The sequence below is a fragment of the Streptomyces sp. NPDC007907 genome, from assembly GCF_042959365.1.
In the GTDB taxonomy this organism is placed as follows: Bacteria; Actinomycetota; Actinomycetes; order Streptomycetales; family Streptomycetaceae; genus Streptomyces; species Streptomyces indiaensis.
The window spans coordinates 306411-325772 of sequence record NZ_JBIBKR010000006.1 but is presented as its reverse complement, the minus strand read 5'-3'; the positions used below and the strand labels follow the sequence as shown (position 1 = coordinate 325772).

19 protein-coding genes are annotated in these 19362 nt (G+C 73.4%); 10 read left to right on the top strand and 9 right to left on the bottom strand.

Going from position 1 to position 19362, the window contains the following annotated elements; translation table 11 throughout:
- The first annotated feature begins 86 nt into the window (after positions 1-86).
- Together ACFZDI_RS25920 and ACFZDI_RS25915 are read left to right on the top strand one after the other, a co-directional pair.
- Positions 87-299, top strand: a complete 213-nt coding sequence (locus ACFZDI_RS25920) for a DUF4287 domain-containing protein (protein WP_234849067.1) — start codon at positions 87-89, stop codon at positions 297-299.
- A 60-nt stretch (positions 300-359) separates the two neighbouring features.
- A complete protein-coding gene (locus ACFZDI_RS25915) occupies positions 360-1328 on the top strand; it encodes a GNAT family N-acetyltransferase (protein WP_391253592.1) in 969 nt (322 codons plus the stop codon).
- Here ACFZDI_RS25915 and ACFZDI_RS25910 read toward each other — a convergent pair.
- Together ACFZDI_RS25910 and ACFZDI_RS25905 are read right to left on the bottom strand one after the other, a co-directional pair.
- Positions 1268-1945, bottom strand: coding sequence for a pyridoxal 5'-phosphate synthase (locus tag ACFZDI_RS25910; protein WP_234849069.1), 678 nt, complete (start codon positions 1943-1945; stop codon positions 1268-1270). The genes ACFZDI_RS25915 and ACFZDI_RS25910 overlap by 61 nt on opposite strands.
- A gap of 89 nt (positions 1946-2034) precedes the next feature.
- Complete coding sequence (locus tag ACFZDI_RS25905) at positions 2035-3204, bottom strand: acetyl-CoA acetyltransferase (RefSeq protein ID WP_391253590.1); 1170 nt, start codon at positions 3202-3204, stop codon at positions 2035-2037.
- Between the two features lie 120 nt (positions 3205-3324).
- Between ACFZDI_RS25905 and ACFZDI_RS25900 the strand changes: the two genes are divergently transcribed.
- Positions 3325-4515: an acyl-CoA dehydrogenase family protein gene (locus ACFZDI_RS25900; protein ID WP_391253588.1), complete on the top strand. Its 1191-nt coding sequence runs from the start codon at positions 3325-3327 to the stop codon at positions 4513-4515.
- Positions 4512-4985 carry a nitroreductase/quinone reductase family protein gene (locus ACFZDI_RS25895; protein ID WP_234850913.1) on the top strand — a complete coding sequence of 158 codons (474 nt, stop codon included), beginning with the start codon at positions 4512-4514 and terminating at the stop codon, positions 4983-4985. Before ACFZDI_RS25900 ends, ACFZDI_RS25895 begins: the two co-directional genes overlap by 4 nt.
- Positions 4986-5076: 91 nt before the next feature.
- Here the strand turns inward: ACFZDI_RS25895 and ACFZDI_RS25890 are convergent, their stop codons facing one another.
- Positions 5077-5712, bottom strand: a complete 636-nt coding sequence (locus ACFZDI_RS25890; protein ID WP_102913743.1) for a TetR family transcriptional regulator — start codon at positions 5710-5712, stop codon at positions 5077-5079.
- 134 nt (positions 5713-5846) lie between these two features.
- Here ACFZDI_RS25890 and ACFZDI_RS25885 point away from each other — a divergent pair, with 134 nt between their 5' ends.
- From ACFZDI_RS25885 to ACFZDI_RS25875, 3 genes are all read left to right on the top strand, one after another.
- Positions 5847-6569, top strand: a complete 723-nt coding sequence (locus ACFZDI_RS25885; protein WP_234850914.1) for a VOC family protein — start codon at positions 5847-5849, stop codon at positions 6567-6569.
- Positions 6570-6762: 193 nt separating this feature from the next.
- On the top strand, positions 6763-9159 hold the full coding sequence (locus ACFZDI_RS25880) for a PQQ-binding-like beta-propeller repeat protein (RefSeq protein WP_391253586.1): 2397 nt from the start codon (positions 6763-6765) through the stop codon (positions 9157-9159).
- 168 nt (positions 9160-9327) lie between these two features.
- The gene (locus ACFZDI_RS25875; RefSeq protein WP_391253584.1) at positions 9328-9927 is read left to right on the top strand and encodes a hypothetical protein; all 600 of its coding nucleotides are present in this window, start codon (positions 9328-9330) and stop codon (positions 9925-9927) included.
- Positions 9928-10034: 107 nt separating this feature from the next.
- Here ACFZDI_RS25875 and ACFZDI_RS25870 read toward each other — a convergent pair whose 3' ends face one another.
- From ACFZDI_RS25870 to ACFZDI_RS25860, 3 genes are read right to left on the bottom strand one after another with little or no spacing between them, the layout of a single operon-like run.
- Entirely contained in the window at positions 10035-10808 is a 774-nt protein-coding gene (locus tag ACFZDI_RS25870; protein ID WP_234847941.1) for an enoyl-CoA hydratase/isomerase family protein, read from the bottom strand.
- Positions 10805-11218, bottom strand: a complete 414-nt coding sequence (locus tag ACFZDI_RS25865) for a Zn-ribbon domain-containing OB-fold protein (RefSeq protein ID WP_234847940.1) — start codon at positions 11216-11218, stop codon at positions 10805-10807. Before ACFZDI_RS25865 ends, ACFZDI_RS25870 begins: the two co-directional genes overlap by 4 nt.
- 10 nt (positions 11219-11228) lie before the next feature.
- Positions 11229-12389, bottom strand: a complete 1161-nt coding sequence (locus tag ACFZDI_RS25860; RefSeq protein ID WP_234847939.1) for a lipid-transfer protein — start codon at positions 12387-12389, stop codon at positions 11229-11231.
- 97 nt (positions 12390-12486) lie between these two features.
- On the opposite strand from ACFZDI_RS25860, the gene ACFZDI_RS25855 reads away from it, so the two are divergent.
- A complete protein-coding gene (locus ACFZDI_RS25855; RefSeq protein ID WP_391253581.1) occupies positions 12487-14118 on the top strand; it encodes a FadD3 family acyl-CoA ligase in 1632 nt (543 codons plus the stop codon).
- Here the strand turns inward: ACFZDI_RS25855 and ACFZDI_RS25850 are convergent.
- The gene (locus ACFZDI_RS25850) at positions 14084-15010 is read right to left on the bottom strand and encodes an SMP-30/gluconolactonase/LRE family protein (protein ID WP_391253579.1); all 927 of its coding nucleotides are present in this window, start codon (positions 15008-15010) and stop codon (positions 14084-14086) included. The two genes, ACFZDI_RS25855 and ACFZDI_RS25850, sit on opposite strands and share 35 nt — an antisense overlap.
- 115 nt (positions 15011-15125) lie before the next feature.
- On the opposite strand from ACFZDI_RS25850, the gene ACFZDI_RS25845 reads away from it, so the two are divergent.
- Positions 15126-15407 (top strand): hypothetical protein, encoded by a 282-nt coding sequence (locus tag ACFZDI_RS25845; RefSeq protein ID WP_391253577.1) that lies wholly within the window; start codon positions 15126-15128, stop codon positions 15405-15407.
- A gap of 65 nt (positions 15408-15472) precedes the next feature.
- Positions 15473-15802, top strand: a complete 330-nt coding sequence (locus tag ACFZDI_RS25840; protein WP_391253897.1) for a hypothetical protein — start codon at positions 15473-15475, stop codon at positions 15800-15802.
- A gap of 84 nt (positions 15803-15886) precedes the next feature.
- Here ACFZDI_RS25840 and ACFZDI_RS25835 read toward each other — a convergent pair whose 3' ends face one another.
- Entirely contained in the window at positions 15887-16063 is a 177-nt protein-coding gene (locus tag ACFZDI_RS25835) for a hypothetical protein (RefSeq protein WP_391253575.1), read from the bottom strand.
- A 213-nt stretch (positions 16064-16276) separates the two neighbouring features.
- Complete coding sequence (locus ACFZDI_RS25830; protein ID WP_391253574.1) at positions 16277-19315, bottom strand: BTAD domain-containing putative transcriptional regulator; 3039 nt, start codon at positions 19313-19315, stop codon at positions 16277-16279.
- Positions 19316-19362: the final 47 nt, after the last annotated feature.

The following is a 19362-nucleotide window of genomic DNA, read 5'->3' as shown; positions in this document are numbered from 1 at the left end:
CTGCCTGGGTGATCAGTTCCTCCCGCACCACCGGTCCGACCCCGTGACCGAAGCACCACCGCAGTGCCGAGAAGGGACCGCCCGAGATGACCGCAGCCGTGAAGGGCCCCGCCCGTTACTTCCCGTCCATCGAGAAGAAGTACGGCCGGCCGATCGCCGACTGGCAGGAGCTGATCCGCACCTCGCCGCTGACCCGGCACATGGAGCTCGTCACCTGGCTCAAGACCGAACACGGCCTGGGGCACGGCCACGCCAACGCGCTGGTGGCGTACACACTCGCCGAGGACAGCGGCAGGTGAGCCGACCGGGCCCGCCGAAAATCAGGAGTACCCGTCGGCCGGCGGACGGCACCATGAACCATGGGCACCGACACGAACACACGTAAGGGGAGGGCCGGTTGGCACCTCACCCATGACCTCGACGACTTCCTCGCCCGAGCCGGCGCCTTCCTCCGCTCCCGTCCGGCGCCGCACACCGTGCCGCTGACGGTCACGGAGACCCTGCGGACGCGCGGCCGGTCCGTGTACGGGGAGGGGGCACCGGAGTTCGGCGTACTGGAACGGGACGGCGAGGTCCGGGCGGCCTTCTTCCGCACCCCGCCGCACTGGCTGAACCTCACGGCCGTGACCCCCGAGGAGGCCGACACCCTCGCCGCGCGCCTGGCCGCCCTCGGCCGGCGCCCGCCCGGGGTGCACGCGGACTCCGGCACCGCGGCCGCCTTCGCCGAAGCCTGGCAGCGGCACACGGGCGCCCCGGCCGCCCTGCGCCAACGCCAGCGGCTCTACCGGCTCGGCACCCTGACCGCGCCCGGACCCGTGCCGCCCGGCCGCCCCAGGGTCGCCGTCGCGTCCGACCGCGAGCTGCTCCGGCGCTGGCACGACGAGTTCAGCGCATCCGTCGGCCTGGGCACCGTCCGCGGCTCCGCGGAGTGGGCGGACGCCCGCATCGACAGCGGCACCATCACCTTCTGGGAGACCCCCGACGGCACGCCCGTCGCGATGGCCGGCACCAGCCCCCGGGTCGCCGGTCAGGTCCGCGTCACCACCGTCTACACCCCACCCGGCCTGCGGGGCCGCGGCTACGCGGGCGCCGCGACGACCGAGGTCAGCCGAGCGGCCCGAGCCGCCGGAGCAGCCGAGGTCCTCCTCTTCACGGACCTGTCCAACCCCACCAGCAACGGCCTCTATCAGCGCATCGGCTACCACGCGGTGGCGGACTTCGCGGTGTACGACTTCACGTGGGTATCACCTACGGGGGCCGTCCGGGCTCACGGCCACAGCAGCTCCCGCGACCAGCCGTCCCCGGCCCGCTCCTCCTCCCGCCGGTAGCGGAGCCGGACGTGGCGGCGGCGCTCGTCGCCCTGGAAGAACTCGACCTCCTCGGCCCGCAGCCGGTACAGCGTCCAGGACGGCACCGGTGCCTCCGGCTCGCGGGACGCTCGTTCCCACGCCGACTCCGAGGCCCGGGCCAGGTCGTCCAGGGAGCGGAGCACCTCGCTCTGCCGCCCGGTCAGCGCCGCCGCCAGCGCGCCCGTCGACCGGGCGTGCAGGTCGCCCTGGGCGTCCTCGGACGGGGCCGCGGTCACGGGGCCGCGGACCCGGACCTGGCGGCCCAGCACCGGCCAGTAGAAGCCGAGCGCGGCGTACGGGCGGCCCGCGAGGTGCCGGCCCTTGCGGCTGCCGGCGTGCGACGCGAAGGACCAGCCGTCGGCGTCCGCGCCGTGCAGCATCACGATCCGCACGTCGGGCAGGCCCGACTCGTCCGACGTCGCCAGCGACATGGTGTGCGGCTCGGTCTGGCCGGCCGCCACCGCCGCCGCGAACCACTCGGTGAACAGGGGCAGGGGCGCGGCGGGAGCAGTGTCCGGGTCGAAGGAGGGCAGGTCCGTGACCTTCGGGTCCCAGACCCGCAGTGACCTCAGCAGCTCGTGAAGATCGGTTGCCATGCCTCGATTGTCACCGGTCGCGTGCGAGGGCGGTGGAGGAGGACGCCACCCTGGTTCGGTGCGTGCGGTCCGGGAGTGGTGCCGGCCGCTCACTCCGCCCCCAGCACCACCGTCCCCGACGAGCAGAACCAGCCGCCCGTCCCCGACGCCACCGCCAGCCGCGGCAACGACCCGTCGGTCCGCCGCACCTGCCGCTGCGCGCACTCCCCGCGCAGCTGCCGCACCGCCTCCACCAGCAGGAACAGCCCCCGCATCCCGGGATGCTGCGCTGACAGACCGCCCCCGTCGGTGTTCACGGGCAGCTCTCCGCCCTCGACCCGCAGCCGCCCCTTCTCCACGAACGCCCCGCCCTCGCCCTTCCCGCAGAAGCCCAGGTCCTCCAGCGTCACCAAGGTCATGTAGGTGAACGCGTCGTAGATCTCGGCCAAGTCGATCTCCGACGGCCGTACCCCGGCCCGCCCGAAGGCGAGCCGCCCGCTCTCCGCCGCCGGCGACACCGTGAAGTCCGGCCACTCGGACATCGCGGCGTGCGAGACGGACTCCCCGCTCCCCAGCACCCACACCGGGGAGGTGCGGCAGTCCCGTGCGTACTCCTGCGCCACCAGCAGCACCGCCGCCCCGCCGTCGCTGCGGACGCAGCAGTGCAGCTTGGTGAAGGGGTCCGCGATCATGGGCCCGGCCAGGACCTCGTCGACCGTGACCGGGGTGCGGAACATCGCCTCCGGGTTGAGGGCCGCGTTGGCCCGGGCCTGCACCGCGACCTCGGCCAGCTGCTCGATCGTCGTGCCGTACTCGATCATGTGCCGACGGGCTGCCATGGCGTACTTGGCGATCAGGGTGTGGCCGTAGGGGACTTCGAACTGCAGGGGGCCGCGCGCGCCGAAGGACAGGGTCCCGGTGCGGCGGCCCGCCCGGACGTCGGCGCGGGCCGTCGAGCCGTAGACGAGCAGCACCGCGCGGGCGTGTCCGGCCGCGATCGCGTCCGCCGCGTGGGCCGCCATGACCTCCCAGGTCGAGCCGCCCACCGAGGTGGAGTCGACCCAGGTGGGGCGCAGGCCCAGGTACTCGGCGACCTCCACGGGCGCCAGGGTGCCGAGGCCCGCCGAGGCGAAGCCGTCGACCACCGACCGGTCCAGGCCCGCGTCGGCCAGGGCGCGCCGGGCCGCCTGGGCGTGCAGGGCGTACGGGGTCGCGTCGTCCACGCGGCCGCAGTCCGAGAGGGCCACGCCGACGACGGCCGCTTTCCTCCGGGCCACCATGAATCTGACGGTACATCAGGTACGGCTGGGTGTGGCAGGCCTCTGGGCTTCCCCGTTTCCCCGTCCTAATATGACGCTCCGTCAGAAACGGCGACTGGTGCTTGCGGAGAGAGGTGCCCCATGGACGCCCGCTTCACCGACGAACAGGTCGAGATCCGCCGCACCCTGCGCGAACTGCTCGCCCAGCGGTGCGGTCCACAGGAGCTGCGGGCCGCCGTCGACACCCCGGCCGGGCACGACCCCGCCCTGTGGGCCACCCTCGCCGGAGATCTCGGCCTGCCCGCACTGGCCCTCCCCGACACCTATGGCGGCGCCGGCTGCACCCCGACCGAACTGGCCCTGGCCTGCGAGGAGACCGGCCGGGCCCTCGCCCCCACCCCCCTGCTCGCCACCGCCGTCCTCGCCGCCCCGCTGCTGCTCACCCTCGGTACCGGTGCCCAGCGCGCCGAGCTGCTGCCGCGCATCGCCTCCGGCGCACTCACCGCCGCCCTCGCCGTACCCGGGCCCGCCCTCGCCACCGCCCTCGCGCTCACCGGCCACGACCGGCAGGGCCGGTGGGCCGGAGGGGGACGGGCCGGAGGCGTCCAGGCCCGGCGGACGGAGGACGGCTGGCAGGTGTACGGGCAGGTGGACCAGGTTCTCGACGGGCACAGCGCCGGGCTGCTCGTCGTCGCCGCACACACCGGGGGGTTCGCCCGCTCCCGGGTGCTGCTCTTCCTCGTGCGCGAAGAGGCCGCCGGTCTCACCCGGGTACGGCAGACCGCACTCGACGCGACCCGCCCCCAGGCCCGCATCCAACTGCGCCACACCCCGGCGGAGTTGCTGGGCGACGCGACGGCCGACGCCCTGCCCGCCCTCGCCCGGCTCGGCCACACCGCCGCCGCCTGCCTCGCCGCCGAGGCGGTGGGCGCCGCCGCCCGGGTGCTGGAGCGGACGGTCGAGTACGTCGGGCAGCGCGAGCAGTTCGGCCGGCCGGTCGGCTCCTTCCAGGCCGTCAAGCACCGGCTGGCCGACGCCTGCGTCCAGGTCCAGGCGGCCCGCTCGGCGGCGTACTACGCGGCCTGGACCGCCGCCGCACCGGCTCCCGAGGAGACGGTCGGCACCCTGGCCCTCGCCCAGGCGCTCGAAGCGCTGCGCGGCGCCGCCGCCGAGGGGGTCCAGCTGCACGGCGGGATCGGATTCACCTGGGAACACGAGGCCCACCTGTACTTCAAGCGCGCCGCGGGCGACGAGCTGCTGTTCGGGCCGGTGCACCGGCTGCGGGCGCACGCGGCCGACGCGGCCCGCGTCTTCGAGGAGGCCGGCACGTGAGAGGTGCCCGTGTGGTGCAGAAGGTGTCGTCGACCAGGGGCTTCGCGCGGGTGGCGCCGCACGTGGTGCCCGCCCTGGACCGGGCCGTCCACCGGCTCACCGGAGGGCGGGTGCTGCTCAGCGCGCGGATGCTGCCCGGTGTGGTGCTGACCTCGACCGGGGCGAGGAGCGGGCTGCCCCGTCGTACGCCCCTGGCCTGCATGCCGGAGGACGGCGGGCGCCGCTGGATCCTCGTCGGGTCCAACTTCGGGCGGCCGGGGCACCCCGCCTGGAGCCACAACCTCCTCGCGCATCCCGACGCGGAGATCAGCTGGAAGGGCCGGGACGTCCCGGTCACAGCCGTGCTGCTGGCGGGGGAGGAGCGGGCGGCGGCGTGGCAGGCACTGCTGGCGTTCTGGCCGCCGTACGCGGCCTACCAGGCGCGGGTGGAGCGGGAGATCCGGGTGTTCCGGCTCGTACCGAGGAAGTGACCGGCGCAAAAGCGCGACAGGCGGCGGTCCACCGGGGTGAACCACCGCCTGCCAGACAGGACTTGCGTGCGCGAGGGGCCGCCGCCCCGCCCTACTTCGTCGGCTTCCGGCCGGTCACGCCGAGGTGTACCAACAGGGCCAGGTTCGGTTTCAGTTCGGCCTGCTTCACACCCCAGGAGGAGAAGCCCTTCTGGTGGGAGGCGACCGCCGCGAGCATCGCGACCAGCGAACCGGCGACGGCCGCCGGGTTCACGTCCTTGTCGACCCGTCCCTTGGCCTGGAGCTCGGCGACGGCGTCCGCGAGGGAGTTGTTCACGGAGTTGAGGATCTTCATCCGGAGTTTGTAGAAGCGCTTGTCGCCCTCGGCGGCGCCGAGATCGACGACCCGGAGGATGGCGTCGTTCTTGCGCCAGAACTCCAGGAAGCCGTCGACGAGTTCCTGGGCGGTCTGCCATCCGGCCTTGCCGGCCCAGGAACGGCCTTCCAGGAGTTCCGTCAACGCGGCGCCCTCGGCCGCCATTTGCTCGGCGATCTCCAGGACGGCGCCCTCGACGTCCGGGAAGTACTGGTAGAAGGTCGCGGGCGAAGTGCCCGCCTTCCGGGCGACATCGATGACCTTGACGTCCCGGTACGGGGAGGAGCTGAGCATCTCGCTGAGGCAGTCGAGCAGCTTCTGCCGGGTCGCCTGCCCACGCCGGCCGGCCACCCGGCCGTCGACGGTACGCACTTGTCCTGTCATGCCGTCAGCTTACCGAGGCGTGATCGGGGCGCGATTCGGCCGACTGCAAATGGGGTGCGAGGGAGTACAGGGGCTGGTGTGCCTGGTCTGCGGGGTGCGGCCGTCGCGGTTACGTTGTCGACATGGCCGAAAACAGGGCATCGGTGTACGGAGAGGGCGTCCCCTGCTGGGTGGACGCGCAGCTCCCGGACGTCGAGGCGGGCAAGCGGTTCTACGGTGAACTTTTCGGGTGGACCTTCGAGGACTGGTTCGGCTCCTTCGCGCAGGCGCTGAAGGACGGCGAACCGGTGGCCGCTCTGGTCCGCAAGGTGGACGGACGTCTGCCCAGCGTCTGGACGGTGTACTTCGCGACCCCGGACGCCCCGGCCCTGGCCCGGCGCATCCGGGACGCGGGCGGACAGGTCGTCTCGGCACCGGTGCCGGCCGGTGAGCTGGGCGTCACCGCGCTCGTCACCGATCCCGAGGGCGCCGTCTTCGCCCTGTGGCAGCCGGAGGACCACCCCGGCTTCGGCAAACGGCACGAGCCGGGCACCTTCGCCTGGGTCGAGCTGTACGCCCGGGACACCGAGGCGGCCAACGCCTTCTACGGCGACCTCTTCCGGGACGCCCTGTTCGGGCCGGACGCCGAGCCCGACTTCGGCCGGGCCGCCGTCACGGACGTCTTCTCCGAGCGGATGCCGCCCCACTTCCTCGTGCACTTCGCCGTCGAGGACGTACCGGCCGCCCTGGAGGACGTGCGGCGGCTCGGCGGCCGGGTCCAGGCCCCGCCTTTCGAGACCTCGTACGGAGAGGTCGCCGTCGTCACCGACAATCAGGGGGCGTCGTTCGCGCTGTTGCGCCGCTGAGCAGGCATTGTTTGGTCATCTTTTGATCGCTTCCATGCCGAGACACCCCAATTGTCAGCGGGTTCGCCACCAGGGCTCCGGCCAGGAAGAATCAGGGTGCGTGCCGCCATGGCGGTGCGGTGGTGAGACGCTGCACGAAGGTCGCGTGGAACATGTGGCTTGGCGCGGCTCGTACGGGGAGGTGGCAGGCAGAGTGGTGGATCAGCTGACGCAGCACGATCCGCGGCGGATCGGGCCGTTCGAGGTGCTGGGACGGCTGGGTGCCGGCGGCATGGGGCTGGTCTATCTCGCGCGTTCGGCGTCCGGCCGGCGCGTGGCGATCAAGACCGTCCGGACGGAGCTGGCCGAGGACCAGCTGTTCCGGGTCCGCTTCACGCGTGAGGTGGAGGCGGCCCGCGCCGTCTCCGGCTTCTACACGGCCGCCGTCGTGGACGCCGACCCGCGCGCCGCCGTGCCCTGGCTGGCCACCGCCTACGTCCCCGCACCCTCCCTCGAGGAGATAGTGAACGACTGCGGCCCGATGCCGGCCCAGGCGGTGCGCTGGCTGGCGGCGGGCGTGGCCGAGGCCCTCCAGTCCATCCACGGCGCGGGCCTGGTGCACCGCGACCTCAAGCCGTCCAACGTCCTCGTGGTGGAGGACGGCCCCCGGGTGATCGACTTCGGCATCGCGTCGGGCGTGTCGAACACGCGTCTGACGATGACGAACGTCGCCGTCGGCACCCCCGCCTACATGTCACCCGAGCAGGCCAAGGACTCCCGCAGCGTCACCGGCGCCAGCGACGTCTTCTCCCTGGGCTCGATGCTGGTCTTCGCCGCCACCGGACACCCGCCCTTCCACGGCGCCAACCCCGTCGAGACGGTCTTCATGCTGCTGCGTGAGGGCCCGGACCTCGAAGGGCTCCCGGACGAACTGCGTCCGCTCATCGAGTCCTGTATGCAGATGGACCCCACGGCCCGCCCCAACCCGGCCGACCTCCAGGCGCAGCTGGCCCCCCACCTCTTCGGCTCCGGCTCCGACGACAGCGGCACGGCTTCCGCGTGGCTGCCTGAGCGCGCCGTCGGCCTGATCGAGTCCCGCCGCAACGGCCGCCCGGCCGGCAAGCCCGCCCCGGGCGCCGGCCGCAGCGGCGGCGGACGCCCCGGCCCCGCGCCGGGCCCCGCCCCCCTCCCGCCCCCGCCCGCGCACGACCCCGTCGTCCCGGCGCCCGTGCCCGCCGGTTCGGTGGCCGCCCCGGCCGGCGGCCCCGACACCGGCCCCGTCCGGCTGGCCGGCGCCCAGGTGCCCATCGGCCCGGGACCGCGCGTCGCCGACGTGCGCGCCGCCGCCGTCGCGGCACCCCGCCCGGAGGCCGCCCTCGCCGCGTCCTGGTCCAAGCCCCGCCCGGGCGTCAACGGCACCGACCCCGCCGTGGGCCCCGCCGTCGCCGCACCGGCCCCCGCCGCGGCACCGGAGCAGGCCGGCGGCTGGCGGCCCTGGCGCTTCCGCATGTCCAACGACGTCTGGGGCACCCCCTCGGTCGCCGACGACCTGGTCTACGTCACCTCCTTCGAGGTGCACGCCCTGGACGTCGCCACCGGCCGTCGCCGCTTCAAGACCCGGGACGTCGCCTGGTCCATGGCGGTCGCCGAGGGCCGCATCCACGCCTCCGACGGACCCACCCTGTTCGCCCTGGACGCCCGCGAGGGCGGCGACCTGTGGCGCCTGCAGACCGACGCCTGGGTCTACTCGCTCAAGGCCGGCCGCGGCACCGTCGTCACCGGCACCCGCGGCGGCGGCGTCCAGGGCTGGGAGGCATCGAGCGGCCAGAAGCTGTGGGAGATCACCGGCTGCCAGACCGACTTCGAGTCCCCCGAGGCCGGACCCGCCCTGCACGACGGCACGGTCTACGTGTGGCAGGACGCCCGGCTGCGCGCCCTGGACGCCCGCACGGGCGACGAGCGCTGGTCGTACCCGATCGGCGACACGGCCTCCTGCGGCGGCGTCCCGGTCCGGCTCACCCAGGCCTCCGACGGCTACGTCTACGTCTGCGCCGGCACCCGCGTCCTCGCCCTCGACGTGGCCGCCGGGCACGTCAAGTGGCACTTCGAGGCCCCGGCCGTGTTCCTCTGCCCGCCCACCTTCGTCCCCGGCCCGGCCGTCACCGGCGGCGGCGTCTACCTCGCCGACTACCTCGGCACGGTCTACGCCCTCGACGCCACCGACGGCCGCGACCGCTGGCGCATCGCCACCGAGGCCCGCTCCTGCGTCGACCCCGTCCTGGTCGCCGCCGGTCACGTCCACGTGGGCAGCGGCAAGGGCCTGTACACGCTCGACGCGGTCACCGGCACACCCAAGTGGCGCTTCCAGGCGGGCGGCGACATCGTGGGCGCCCCCTCGGTCGCCGAGGGCCGGATCCACTTCGGCTCCACCGACCACCTGCTCTACACCCTGAAGGCCGACGACGGCCGGCTCCGCTGGAAACTCGCCACCGGCGGCGAGATCACCGGCTCCCCGGTCGTCCGGGACGGGGTGGTGTACGCGTGCAGCAAGGACCGCTGCGTCTACGCGCTCGACGCGGAGAAGGGCACGGGCACGGCGCGCACCGCCTGACCGGCCCGGGACGGCCGTCGCACCGGCGTACGGAAGGGGCTCCGGACGGCGGCCGTCGCTCGCAGGGGAGCGGACCGTTCACCGCTTCCACCCCAGACGCTACGCCGGGCACGCTCCGGTCGCCACGCGGTGACATGACCGTGACAGGCGATCACTAGGCTCTCCGGCATGCAGACACGGGGGAGCAGACTCAGGTTCACGGCGGTGCTGGTCATGGTGGTCCTGGCACTGACCGGTTTCTCGTCCGGCCGGGGCCGGGGCGCAAGCCACGGTCACGGTGGCGGGGGAGGCGGATGCAGCAGCTCCAGCCAGGACCACGACAGTTCCAGCTCGTCCAGCTCGGATGGCTCCTACGGCTCCAGCGGCGGTTCCTACGGCTCCGACGACGATGACTACAGCGGCAGCTCCGGCAGCTCCGGTGGCAGCTCCTCCACCCGCAGGCCCGACTACGGCTCCACGCCGACGTCCTCCTCCGGCTCCGGCAGCGGGAAGGCGCTCAAGGACGGCACCGCGCGGCTGGTGCGCTGCGCGAGCCCCGCGGCTCCCTACGCGACCGTCGAGGTCAGCAACCCCAACGGCCGCGCGGCGGACTTCTCCGTCTCGGTGACCTTCGAGGACGAGCGCGGCATCACCGTCGTCGACCGGTACGGGGACGTCACGGTCCCCGCGCACGGCAAGGCCACCGTCGACGTCCGCGTGGGCGGAGCGGGCCTGGTGGACTCGGTCGACCACTGCGAGGTCGACGGCCAGGCCCTCGTCGACGACTGACCGGCCCGGGCGACGGGACGTCAGACCCGCAGGTCGTATGCCCTTGACGTGGATCATCCGATGCTCAACCACGCCCCGGGCATAGGTGTGCAGAGGGAAACGATTTCCTAGCGCAACCGGTACTGCCGCGACCGTCCTGCGAACAACCGGGCCTGCCGCTCACCCGCCGCGTTCCCGAGTGCGATCAAATGGGGCGCCTGTGCGAACCCCTGCGCCCGGCCCGCCTCACTCGCGGCCCACAGCGCCCGCACGGTGCCCTGCACGGCCTCGGCCGGATACCCGGCGAGGACGGTGGCGCAGGCGGTCGCCGCGGCCGGCGCCCCGCCCTCCGCGACGAGTTCCGACACCAGGCCCACCTCGTACGCCCGCCGGGCCGAGATCCGCTCCGCCGTGCCCATCAACGCCATCCGGGCGACCTCCCCGTACGGCATGCGCTGGGCCATGAGCACGGACTCGTAGGCGCTGACCATGCCGTACGTGGTGTGCGGGTCGAAGAACGAGGCGGTGGTGTCGGCGACGACGAACTCCGCCTCGCCGAGCAGGTAGAAGGCGCCTCCGCAGGCCATGCCCTGCACGGCGGCGACGACCGGCTTCCACAGGTCGTTCGCCTTCGGCCCGATGCCGAGCAGCGGATCGTCCTGCGCATAGGGCGAGTTGGGCTGCGGTACGACGGCGTCCCGGTCGATGCCGGTGCAGAAGGCGCGCTCACCGGCCCCGGTGAGGACGATCGCCCGCACGGAGTCGTCGAACCGCAACTCCTGCCAGGCGGAGGCCAGTTCGTCGGCCATGGCGAGGTCGACGGCGTTGAGCCGCCCGGGCCGGTTCAGCGTCACGACGGCGACCCCGCTGTCCTGGTCGGTCCTCACGAGGACACTGCTCATGACCGCTCCGGAACCCACTGGACGAGCCCGTCGTGGAAGACGGCCCGCACCCGCACCCCGATGCGCAGGTTCTCCACCGGGAAGGAGCCCAGCGGCTGTCCGGCTCCGGTGACCAGGTTGCCCACCAGCCGGATGCGGGGCGCCTCGTCCAGCTCGACGACGACCACGTTGTACGGCGCCTGCGCCGCGTAGTCGGGCAGCAGCGGCGGATGGGCGACGACGTACGACCAGACCCGGCCGCGGCCGGACACAGGCCGCCACTCGCTGTCGAAGGACTGGCAGTGCGGACAGCAGGGCCGGGGCGGGAAGCGCGGCTCGCCGCACGCCGCGCACGCCTGGACGCGCAGTTCGCCCTGGGCGGCGTACTCCCAGAAGGGGGCACCGTCGGTGTCGGGGACGGGACGCAGCATCGGTGGCTCCTCAACTCCTCAGAAGCAGCGCGGAGGTCGGGACTCCTTCGCCCGCCGTGACCAGACATACGGAGGCGCCCGGCACCTGCGCGGTACTGGTCCCGCGCAGCTGCCTGACCCCCTCGTTGATGAGGTTGAAACCGTGGACGTAGGCCTCGGACAGGCCGCCCCCGCCGGTGTTCAGCGGCAGCAGCCCGCCGGTCTCCAGCGCCCCGCCCTCGGTGAACGCCCCGCCCTCGCCGCGCCCGCAGAAGCCGTAGCCCTCCAGAGAGAGCAGCACCAGGGGCGTGAAGGCGTCGTAGATCTGGGCGACGTCGACGTCCTCGGGGGTCAGATCGGAGTGCTTCCACAGGTGCCGGGCGGCGGCCCAGGCGGGGCCCGTGAGGGGGTCGTCGTTCCAGTAGTTGACCATGCCGTGGTGCTGGGCGGGCAGCGACTGGGCGGCGGAGTGGACGTACACGGGCCGGTGCCGGCAGTCGCGGGCGCGCTCGGCGGAGACCACGACGCAGGCCAGCGCCCCGTCGGTCTCCAGGCAGTTGTCGAAGAGGCAGAGCGGCTCGCTGATCCAGCGGGAGGTCATGTACATCTCGCGGGTCAGGGGCCGGTCGTACATGATCGCGTCGGGGTTCTGGTTGGCCCGGTTGCGGCAGGCCAGGGCGACGTTGAACAGGTGGTCCCGGGTGGCGCCGTACTCGTGCATGTAGCGGCGGGTGAGCATCGCGATCTCGTCGGCGGGCCTGAGCAGTCCGTACGGGCGGGTCCACTGCGCCGGGGTCGGGAGCTGGACGGTGGTGCTGGTCCAGGGCCGGGGCCCGCTGCCCCGCTTGCGGGAGCGCCACGCCACCCCGACGCTCGCCTGCCCGGCGGCGACGGCGGCGGCGAGATGGGCGACGGTGGCGCACGAACCGCCGCCCCCGAAACCGACCTTGCTGAAGAACGTCAGATCGCCGAAGCCGCAGGCCTTCGCCAGCTCCACCTCGTCCGTCTCCTCCATGGTGTAGGAGGCGAGGGCGTCGACCTCGCCGGGCGCGATCCCGGCGTCGTCGAGAGCGGCCAGGACGGCGCGGCAGGCGAGGGTGCGTTCGTCCTCCGGGAGCCGTTTGGCGAAGGGCGTCCGGCCTATGCCGACGAGAGCGGTGGCGTCCTTGAGGCCTCCCGATCCTGCTGCCATGCTGCGCGCACCTCCGGGGCCGAACCGTCACTGACAGGTCGTCAGATTACCGATAATCTGACGCATAGTCAGCTCCTACGTTGTCGGGAGGCGCACTGTGCGAGCGGATACGGCATGGGCGAGCATCCCCGCCCTGGTCAGGGCGGCGGCCGAGCGGTACTCCGACACCGAAGCCGTCGTCGAGGGCCGGACCCGCGTCACCTACGCGGAACTGGGCGCGCGCGTGGAGCGCGCGGCGGCGGCCTGCCTCGCGACCGGGCTGGAACCGGGCGACCGGGTCGGCATCTGGGCCCCGAACTCCCTCGACTGGATAGTCGGCGCCCTGGGCGCGGTCTCGGCCGGGGCGGTGCTCGTCCCGCTCAACACCCGCTTCAAGGGCGCCGAGACGGCGGACGTACTGCGCCGCAGCGGCGCCCGGCTGCTGTTCGTGACCGGCACGTTCCTCGGCACCTCGTACGTGGCGTCCCTGCGCAGGGCGGCCGGCGACGGCCCGGGCGCCGGCCCCCTGCCCGGCCTGCCCGCCCTGCACCACGCGGTCGTCCTCTCGGACGACGCCCCGCCCGGCTTCCTCACCTGGAAGGACTTCCTGGCCGCAGGGGAGGGGGTGGCGACGGCGGACGTCCGGGAGCGCTCCGCCGCCGTGGAGGGAACCCGGCCCTCGGACATCATCTTCACCTCGGGCACGACCGGCCGCCCCAAGGGCGCGGTCATCACCCACGAGCAGACCCTGCGCGCCTACGACATCTGGAGCGAACTGGCGGGCCTCACCCGGGGCGACCGCTACCTGATCGTCAACCCCTTCTTCCACACCTTCGGTTACAAGGCCGGAGTGATCGCCTGCCTCATGCGGGGCGCGACGATGATCCCCCAGCCGGTGTTCGACGTGACCACCGTCCTGGCCAACATCGCCGCCGAGCGGGTCTCCGTCCTCCCCGGCCCCCCGACCCTCCTCCAGTCCCTCCTCGACCACCCCGCACGCGCCGCCCACGACCTGTCGTCCCTCCGGCTGGTCGTGACGGGAGCGGCCGTCGTACCACTGCGCCTGGTGGAACGTCTGCGCAGAGAACTCGGCATCGGCACCGTCCTCACCGCGTACGGCCTCTCCGAGGCGAGCGGCGTCGTCACGATGTGCCGGCGCGGCGACGCCCCGACCGTGATCGCGTCCACGTCGGGCCGGGCCATCCCCGGCACGCGGCTGCGCGTCGCGGACCCCGAGGGCCGGCCCCTCCCGCCCGGCGTTCCCGGCGAGGTCCTGGTCCGCGGCTTCCACGTCATGACCGGCTATCACGAGGACGAGCAGGCCACCGCCGAGGTGCTGACCCCCGACGGCTGGCTGCGCACCGGCGACATCGGCGTCCTGGACGAGGCGGGCAACCTGCGCATCACCGACCGCCTGAAGGACATGTTCATCGTCGGCGGCTTCAACGCCTACCCCGCCGAGATCGAGCAGCTCCTGTGCCTCCACCCGGACGTGGCCGACGCGGCGGTGATCGGCGTACCCGACACCCGCCTCGGAGAGGTCGGCCGGGCCTACGTCGTACGCCGCCCCGGCGCCCTGCTCACCGCCGACGACCTGATCGCCTGGTCCCGCAGGGAGATGGCGAACTACAAGGTCCCCAGAAGCGTCGAGTTCGTCGCGGAACTGCCGCGCAACGCGAGCGGGAAGGTGGTGAAGGGCGCGCTGCGGGACGCGGTCAACGGCCGGGCGGCAGGGCCGGGGTTCCGGTGACCGACATCATCAGGGAGTACAGGGTGGTGTCGGCGGCGATGAACAGGCGGTTGCGGCGGGCCCCGCCGAAGCGGACGTTGGCGACGGTGCCGGGTACCAGGATGCGGCCGAGCAGCGTGCCGTCGGGGTCGTAGCAGTGCACGCCCCCGCCCATGGCGGCGGCCCACAGCCGTCCCTCGTCGTCGAACCGGATGTTGTCGAAGGTGCCGTGCGCGCACGCGGCGAACACCTCGCCGCCGCAGAGCGAGGTGCCGTCCTCGCCGACGTCGAAGACGCGGATGTGGTTGGCCAGGCTGTCGGAAACGTACAGCCGCCGCTCGTCCGGTGAGAAGACCAGCCCGTTGGGCCCCTGGAAACCGTCCGCGACCAGCCGCACCTCGCCGTTCGCGGGGTCGGCGCGGTAGACGTTGCGGGCGCCGATCTCGCTCTCGGCGCGGTGCCCCTCGTAGTCGGTGGCGATCCCGAACTCCGGGTCGGAGAACCACACCGACCCGTCCGACCTCACCACGGCGTCGTTCGGGCTGTTGAGCCGCTTGCCCCGGAACCGCTCGGCGATCACGGTGACCGACCCGTCGTGCTCGGTCCGGGTCACCCGCCGGTTGCCCTGCTCACAGGTGACGAGGCGGCCCTGGGAGTCCAGGGTGTTGCCGTTCGGGTACCCGGCGGGGGAGCGGTAGACGCCGACGGCCCCGGTGGTCTCGTCCCACCTCAGCAGCCGGTCGTTGGGGATGTCGCTCCACACGAGATACCGCCCCGCGGGCACGTACACCGGCCCCTCCGCCCACCGGCACCCCCCGTACAGCGTCTCCAGCCGCGAGTCCCCCGCCTGGCACCTGCCGGTCCGGAACCGCTCGTCGAGCGTCTCGTAGAGGTGGGGCTGCTCGCCGGGCATGGGGCCGCCTTCAGGTGTGGAGCGACGGTGATCTGCGCCGACCCACTATCGCGCGCTCCGGTCCGTGACGCACGTCGCCGGGCCGACGGCGCTCCCGGCCGGTATGGTAAGCGGTATGGCAACGAAGAAGTACACCGTGACGCTGCCGGAGGAGCTCGCCGAGGAGATCCGGCACGAGGTCGGTGCCGGCGGCTTCAGCGCCTATGTCACGCGGGCCATAGAGCGCCAACGCGAGCTGGACCGGCTGGGAGAGCTGGTGACCTGGCTGGAAGCGGAGCACGGCCCCGTCACCGACGAGGAGCTCGCCTCGGCTGAGGCCGAGCGCAGGGAGTTCGAGCGCCACTTCGCGGAGCAGGGCCCGGGGCCGGCCGGCGAGCGGCACCGGAAGGCGAGCTAGTGGTTCCGTCCTGCTACGTGCTGGACTGCGAGGCACTGTCGCGGGTCGTCCTGGGCGACCGGGTGATGCTCGGGCGGCTCAAGGATGCGCACCGATCCGGCATCCGTGTCGTGACCGGCTCGATGACGCTGATCGAGGCGTATCACGGCCGGGTGAAGCGTGCGGCCTGGGCATGGGCGATGTCGCGCGTCGTCGTGGAACCCGTGACCAAGGAGGTCGCCGACGCGGCGGTCGCCCTGCTCCAGGACACCGGCCTGTACGGCCACAAGTACGCGATCGACGCGGCCCTGGCCGTGATCGCGAGCCGGCAGCCCGCGGGCGTGGTGCTCTTCACGTCCGACGAGGACGACATGGGGAAGCTGTGCGGGCCGGGAGTGCGGGTCGTTTCGCTCTGAAGCGACGCCCCTGCCCGCGGACACACCTCGGCCGCGGCGGCTCCCCCTCCGCGCCGCCGCGGCCGATCCCCCGGTTCCGGTGGCTTACTTCGTCGGCTTGAACGGCTCCGACGTGGCGTGCAGGTCCTTCGTCTCCAGCGGCTCGTCCGTGGCGTGCAGGTCCTGCTTCTTGACGGCGCCCCCGTCCGTCGCGTGCAGGTCCTTCGTCTCCAGCGGCTCGTCCGTGGCGTGCAGGTCCTGCGGCTTGAGCTCGTCGCCCATGTTCGTCAACTCCCCTTGGCTTAAATGAGGCAGTGCGGTCGGCGGGCCCGTCCGGTCACTCCCCCGAGGGTGGCCGGGCGGGCCCGCCCGGGCCTCGCCCCGGACATCAGGGCGAGGCCCGTGCGACGACCCGTCTGCCCCCCGACGCGACGGATCGACTGCGTCCATCATGGCGGGGGGCGATAAACGAATGATGAACGCCCCGGCGAACCCTCAGGCCGCCTGCACCGGGGACAGCAGCGCCCGCACCTCGGCGGCCTCGGGCGAGCCCAACTCCTCGTAGATGGCGGCCGCTTCCTGCCAGCAGACATGAGCCCGGCCGGTCTGGCCGATACCGCTGAGCGCGCGCCCGAGGACCGTGAGGACATTGCCCCGCCGCCACTCCCCGCCGATCCCGCGCAGCACCGTGAGCGCCATCTCGGCATTCGCCGCGGCCCGCGCCGCACGCCGGGCGGCGAGATCCACCTCGGCCAGCCGGAACAGGCTCATGCCCTCCCAGAGGCGCTGCCTGCTGTCGCGGAACACCTCCAGCGCCTCTTGGAGGCGGTCGGCCGCCTTGCCCAGTTCGCCGCTCTGGGTGAGAGCGAGCCCCAGGGCGTAGCGGGCGTTCGCCCCGCGCATCGAGTTGCCCAGGCCGTCATAGATGTCGAGGCCCTGCCGGGCCAGCGCGACAGCGCTCTGGGTGCGCCCGGTCGCGAGATGGATCCGGGAGAGGTTGCAGAGGGCGGCGGCCTCGCCGGGGCGGTCGCCCAGGGCCCGGAAGTGCTCGATGGCCCGGGAGAGGTGCTCCTCGCCGTCGGTGTGCCGGTTCTGGTACAGCGCGATGATGCCGCGCGCGTTGCGGGCCCAGCACACCGGGAGCAGGTCGTACGACTCCTGCGCGAGCAGGATGGCCCGCTCCGCCTCCTCCTCGGCCCGTTCGAAACGGCCGCTCACGTGGTGGACGTTGACGAGCGTCATCAGGGCCCGTGCCTCCGCCCGTCCGAGGCCGTGCGAGCGGGCCGCTCCCACGAGTGCCTCGGCCGTCGCCTCGTACTCCCGGGAGTTGGCCCCCGACTCGGACAGGTCGTGCGCGGCCCACAGCATGTCGATGGCCCGGGCCAGGCTCTCCGGCTGCCCCGCGGACTGCCGTGCGCAGGCGAGGAGGCACATGGCCTCCGCGTACAGCCAGTCCTGCGCCGCGTGCCGGTCGTCGAACCGAAGCCCCGGATACGACGTGGGCTCCAGATGGTCCACCAGCCGGTCGCCCGGCCGCTCGATCGCGTACACGCCGGCCGCGGACGCCAGGTAGAAGTCCAGCAGCCGGGACAGCGCCGCTCCCCGTTCGCTGGGAGGCAGTTCGTCCCGCTCCGCGCACGCACGCGCGTAGAGCCGCACCAGGTCGTGGAAGCGGTAGCGGCCGGGGGCCGCCGATTCGAGGAGGGAGGTGTCCACCAGGGACTCCAGCAGATCCTCCGTGTCCTCGGCCGGCAGGTCCAGAACCGCCGCCGCGGCGGTGACGGAGATGTCGGGGCCGTCCGCCAGGCCGAGCAGGCGGAACGCGCGGGCCTGGGCGGGCTCCAGCTGGCCGTAGCCGAGCTCGAAGGTCGCCTTGACGGCCAGGTCGCCGGCCTGCAGTTCATCCAGGCGGCGGCGCTCGTCGGCGAGCTTCGCCGCGAGGACCGACACCGTCCAGGTGCGGCGGGCCGCCAGGCGGGACGCCGCGATGCGGATCGCCAGCGGCAGGAAACCGCAGGCGGCCACCACGTCCAGCGCGGCCTTCCGCTCGGACGCCACCCGCTCCTCGCCCACGATCTTCGTGAACAGTGCCAGCGCCTCGTCCGGGGACATCACGTCGAGGTCGATCAGGTGGGCGCCCGCCAGGTCCAGCATCCGCACCCGGGAGGTGATCAGCGCGGCGCAGCCGTCCGTGCCGGGAAGCAGGGGGCGCACCTGGGCGGCGTCCCGGGCGTTGTCCAGCAGGACCAGCACCCGGCGCCCCGCCAGGACCGAGCGGTACAGGGCCGCGCGCTCCTCCAGGGAGTCGGGGATCGCCGAGTCGGCCGTGCCGAGGGCGCGCAGGAAGGAGCCGAGGACCGTCTCCGGTTCCGCCGCCCGGGCGCCCGCACCCTGGAGGTCGACGTACAACTGCCCGTCGGGGAAGGCCGTGCGGGCCTGCTGCGCCACGTGCACCGCGAGGGTCGTCTTGCCGACGCCGCCGATGCCCGCGAGGGCCGAGACCGCCATGACCCGTCCCTCGGCGGAGGTGAGGATGTCGCCGAGTTCACGGACGAACGCGGAGCGGCCGGTGAAGTCGGGCACGGTGGCCGGCAGTTGTGCCGGGCGGACGGGGACGGCGGCCGGCTCGGGCGCCGGGGAGGAGGGCTCCGCCAGCGAGGGGTCCGCCTGGAGGATCCGCTGCTGCAGGTCGCTCAGGCCGGGGCGCGGGTCCACGCCGAGTTCGTCGGCGAGCAGGCGGCGGGTGTCGGCGTACACGGCGAGTGCCTCGGCCTGGCGGCCGCTGCGGTAGAGCGCCAGCATCAGGAGCTCGCGCAGCCGCTCGCGCAGGGGATGGGCGGCGGTGAGAGCCGTGAGTTCGGAGACCGCCTCGGCGTGGGAGCCCTGCTCCAGGTCCATGTCCAACCGCGATTCGAGCAGTTGGAGCCGCCACTCCTCCAGACGGACACGCTGGGCCTCCGCGTAGGGGCCGGGCACGCCGGCCAGTGTCTCCCCGTCCCACAGGGCGAGGGCGCGGCGCAGGGTGGTGCGGGCGTGGCTGAGGTCGCCCGCGGAGCGGGCCTTCTCCGCCTCGGTCGCCAGGTCCTGGGCGACGGTGAGGTCCAGGGCGCCCTCGGCGAGGTCGCGGACCGCGTAGCCGCCGGACTCGCTGACCAGGACGGCGGAGGCGGTGCCGCCCGACCGGCGTGCCTCGCCGCCCGGGTCCAGCACCTTGCGCAGGCGGGAGGCGTAGGTCCGTACCGCCGCCAGGGCCTGCGAGGGCGGTTCCTCGCCCCACAGGGCGTCGATCAGTTCCGCCGCCGTGGCGGTGCGGCCCTCGCGCAGCAGCAGGGCGGCGAGCAGCGCGCGTTGCTGGGGGGATCCGGTGCTGACGGGCTCGTCGCCGCGCCAGGCGCGCACGGGGCCGAGCACTCCGAAACGCAGCGCCACGGCCTGTGCCGGTCCGGCCGGGCCGGTCGTCGTCACCGGCTCCGGCGTGGAGTCGTGACGCCGCTGCTCCGGTACGCGCGGCACACCCTTCGGTACACCGTCCATGCAGTCCCCCTAGACATCCTGAGCAACCAGGCCAGTTTGCCTTGTGG

Bases quoted from the DNA above. Each gene is read 5' to 3' on its own strand.
- ACFZDI_RS25920 (WP_234849067.1), top strand. From the start codon at position 87: ATGACCGCAGCCGTGAAGGGCCCCGCCCGTTACTTCCCGTCCATCGAG.
- ACFZDI_RS25850 (WP_391253579.1), bottom strand. From the start codon at position 15,010: ATGCCCGGCGAGCAGCCCCACCTCTACGAGACGCTCGACGAGCGGTTC.
- ACFZDI_RS25845 (WP_391253577.1), top strand. From the start codon at position 15,126: ATGGCAACGAAGAAGTACACCGTGACGCTGCCGGAGGAGCTCGCCGAG.
- ACFZDI_RS25915 (WP_391253592.1), top strand. From the start codon at position 360: ATGGGCACCGACACGAACACACGTAAGGGGAGGGCCGGTTGGCACCTC.
- ACFZDI_RS25835 (WP_391253575.1), bottom strand. From the start codon at position 16,063: ATGGGCGACGAGCTCAAGCCGCAGGACCTGCACGCCACGGACGAGCCG.
- ACFZDI_RS25900 (WP_391253588.1), top strand. From the start codon at position 3,325: ATGGACGCCCGCTTCACCGACGAACAGGTCGAGATCCGCCGCACCCTG.
- ACFZDI_RS25865 (WP_234847940.1), bottom strand. From the start codon at position 11,218: ATGCTGCGTCCCGTCCCCGACACCGACGGTGCCCCCTTCTGGGAGTAC.
- ACFZDI_RS25885 (WP_234850914.1), top strand. From the start codon at position 5,847: ATGGCCGAAAACAGGGCATCGGTGTACGGAGAGGGCGTCCCCTGCTGG.
- ACFZDI_RS25905 (WP_391253590.1), bottom strand. From the start codon at position 3,204: ATGGTGGCCCGGAGGAAAGCGGCCGTCGTCGGCGTGGCCCTCTCGGAC.
- ACFZDI_RS25875 (WP_391253584.1), top strand. From the start codon at position 9,328: ATGCAGACACGGGGGAGCAGACTCAGGTTCACGGCGGTGCTGGTCATG.
- ACFZDI_RS25910 (WP_234849069.1), bottom strand. From the start codon at position 1,945: ATGGCAACCGATCTTCACGAGCTGCTGAGGTCACTGCGGGTCTGGGAC.
- ACFZDI_RS25840 (WP_391253897.1), top strand. From the start codon at position 15,473: ATGCTCGGGCGGCTCAAGGATGCGCACCGATCCGGCATCCGTGTCGTG.
- ACFZDI_RS25830 (WP_391253574.1), bottom strand. From the start codon at position 19,315: ATGGACGGTGTACCGAAGGGTGTGCCGCGCGTACCGGAGCAGCGGCGT.
- ACFZDI_RS25860 (WP_234847939.1), bottom strand. From the start codon at position 12,389: ATGGCAGCAGGATCGGGAGGCCTCAAGGACGCCACCGCTCTCGTCGGC.
- ACFZDI_RS25870 (WP_234847941.1), bottom strand. From the start codon at position 10,808: ATGAGCAGTGTCCTCGTGAGGACCGACCAGGACAGCGGGGTCGCCGTC.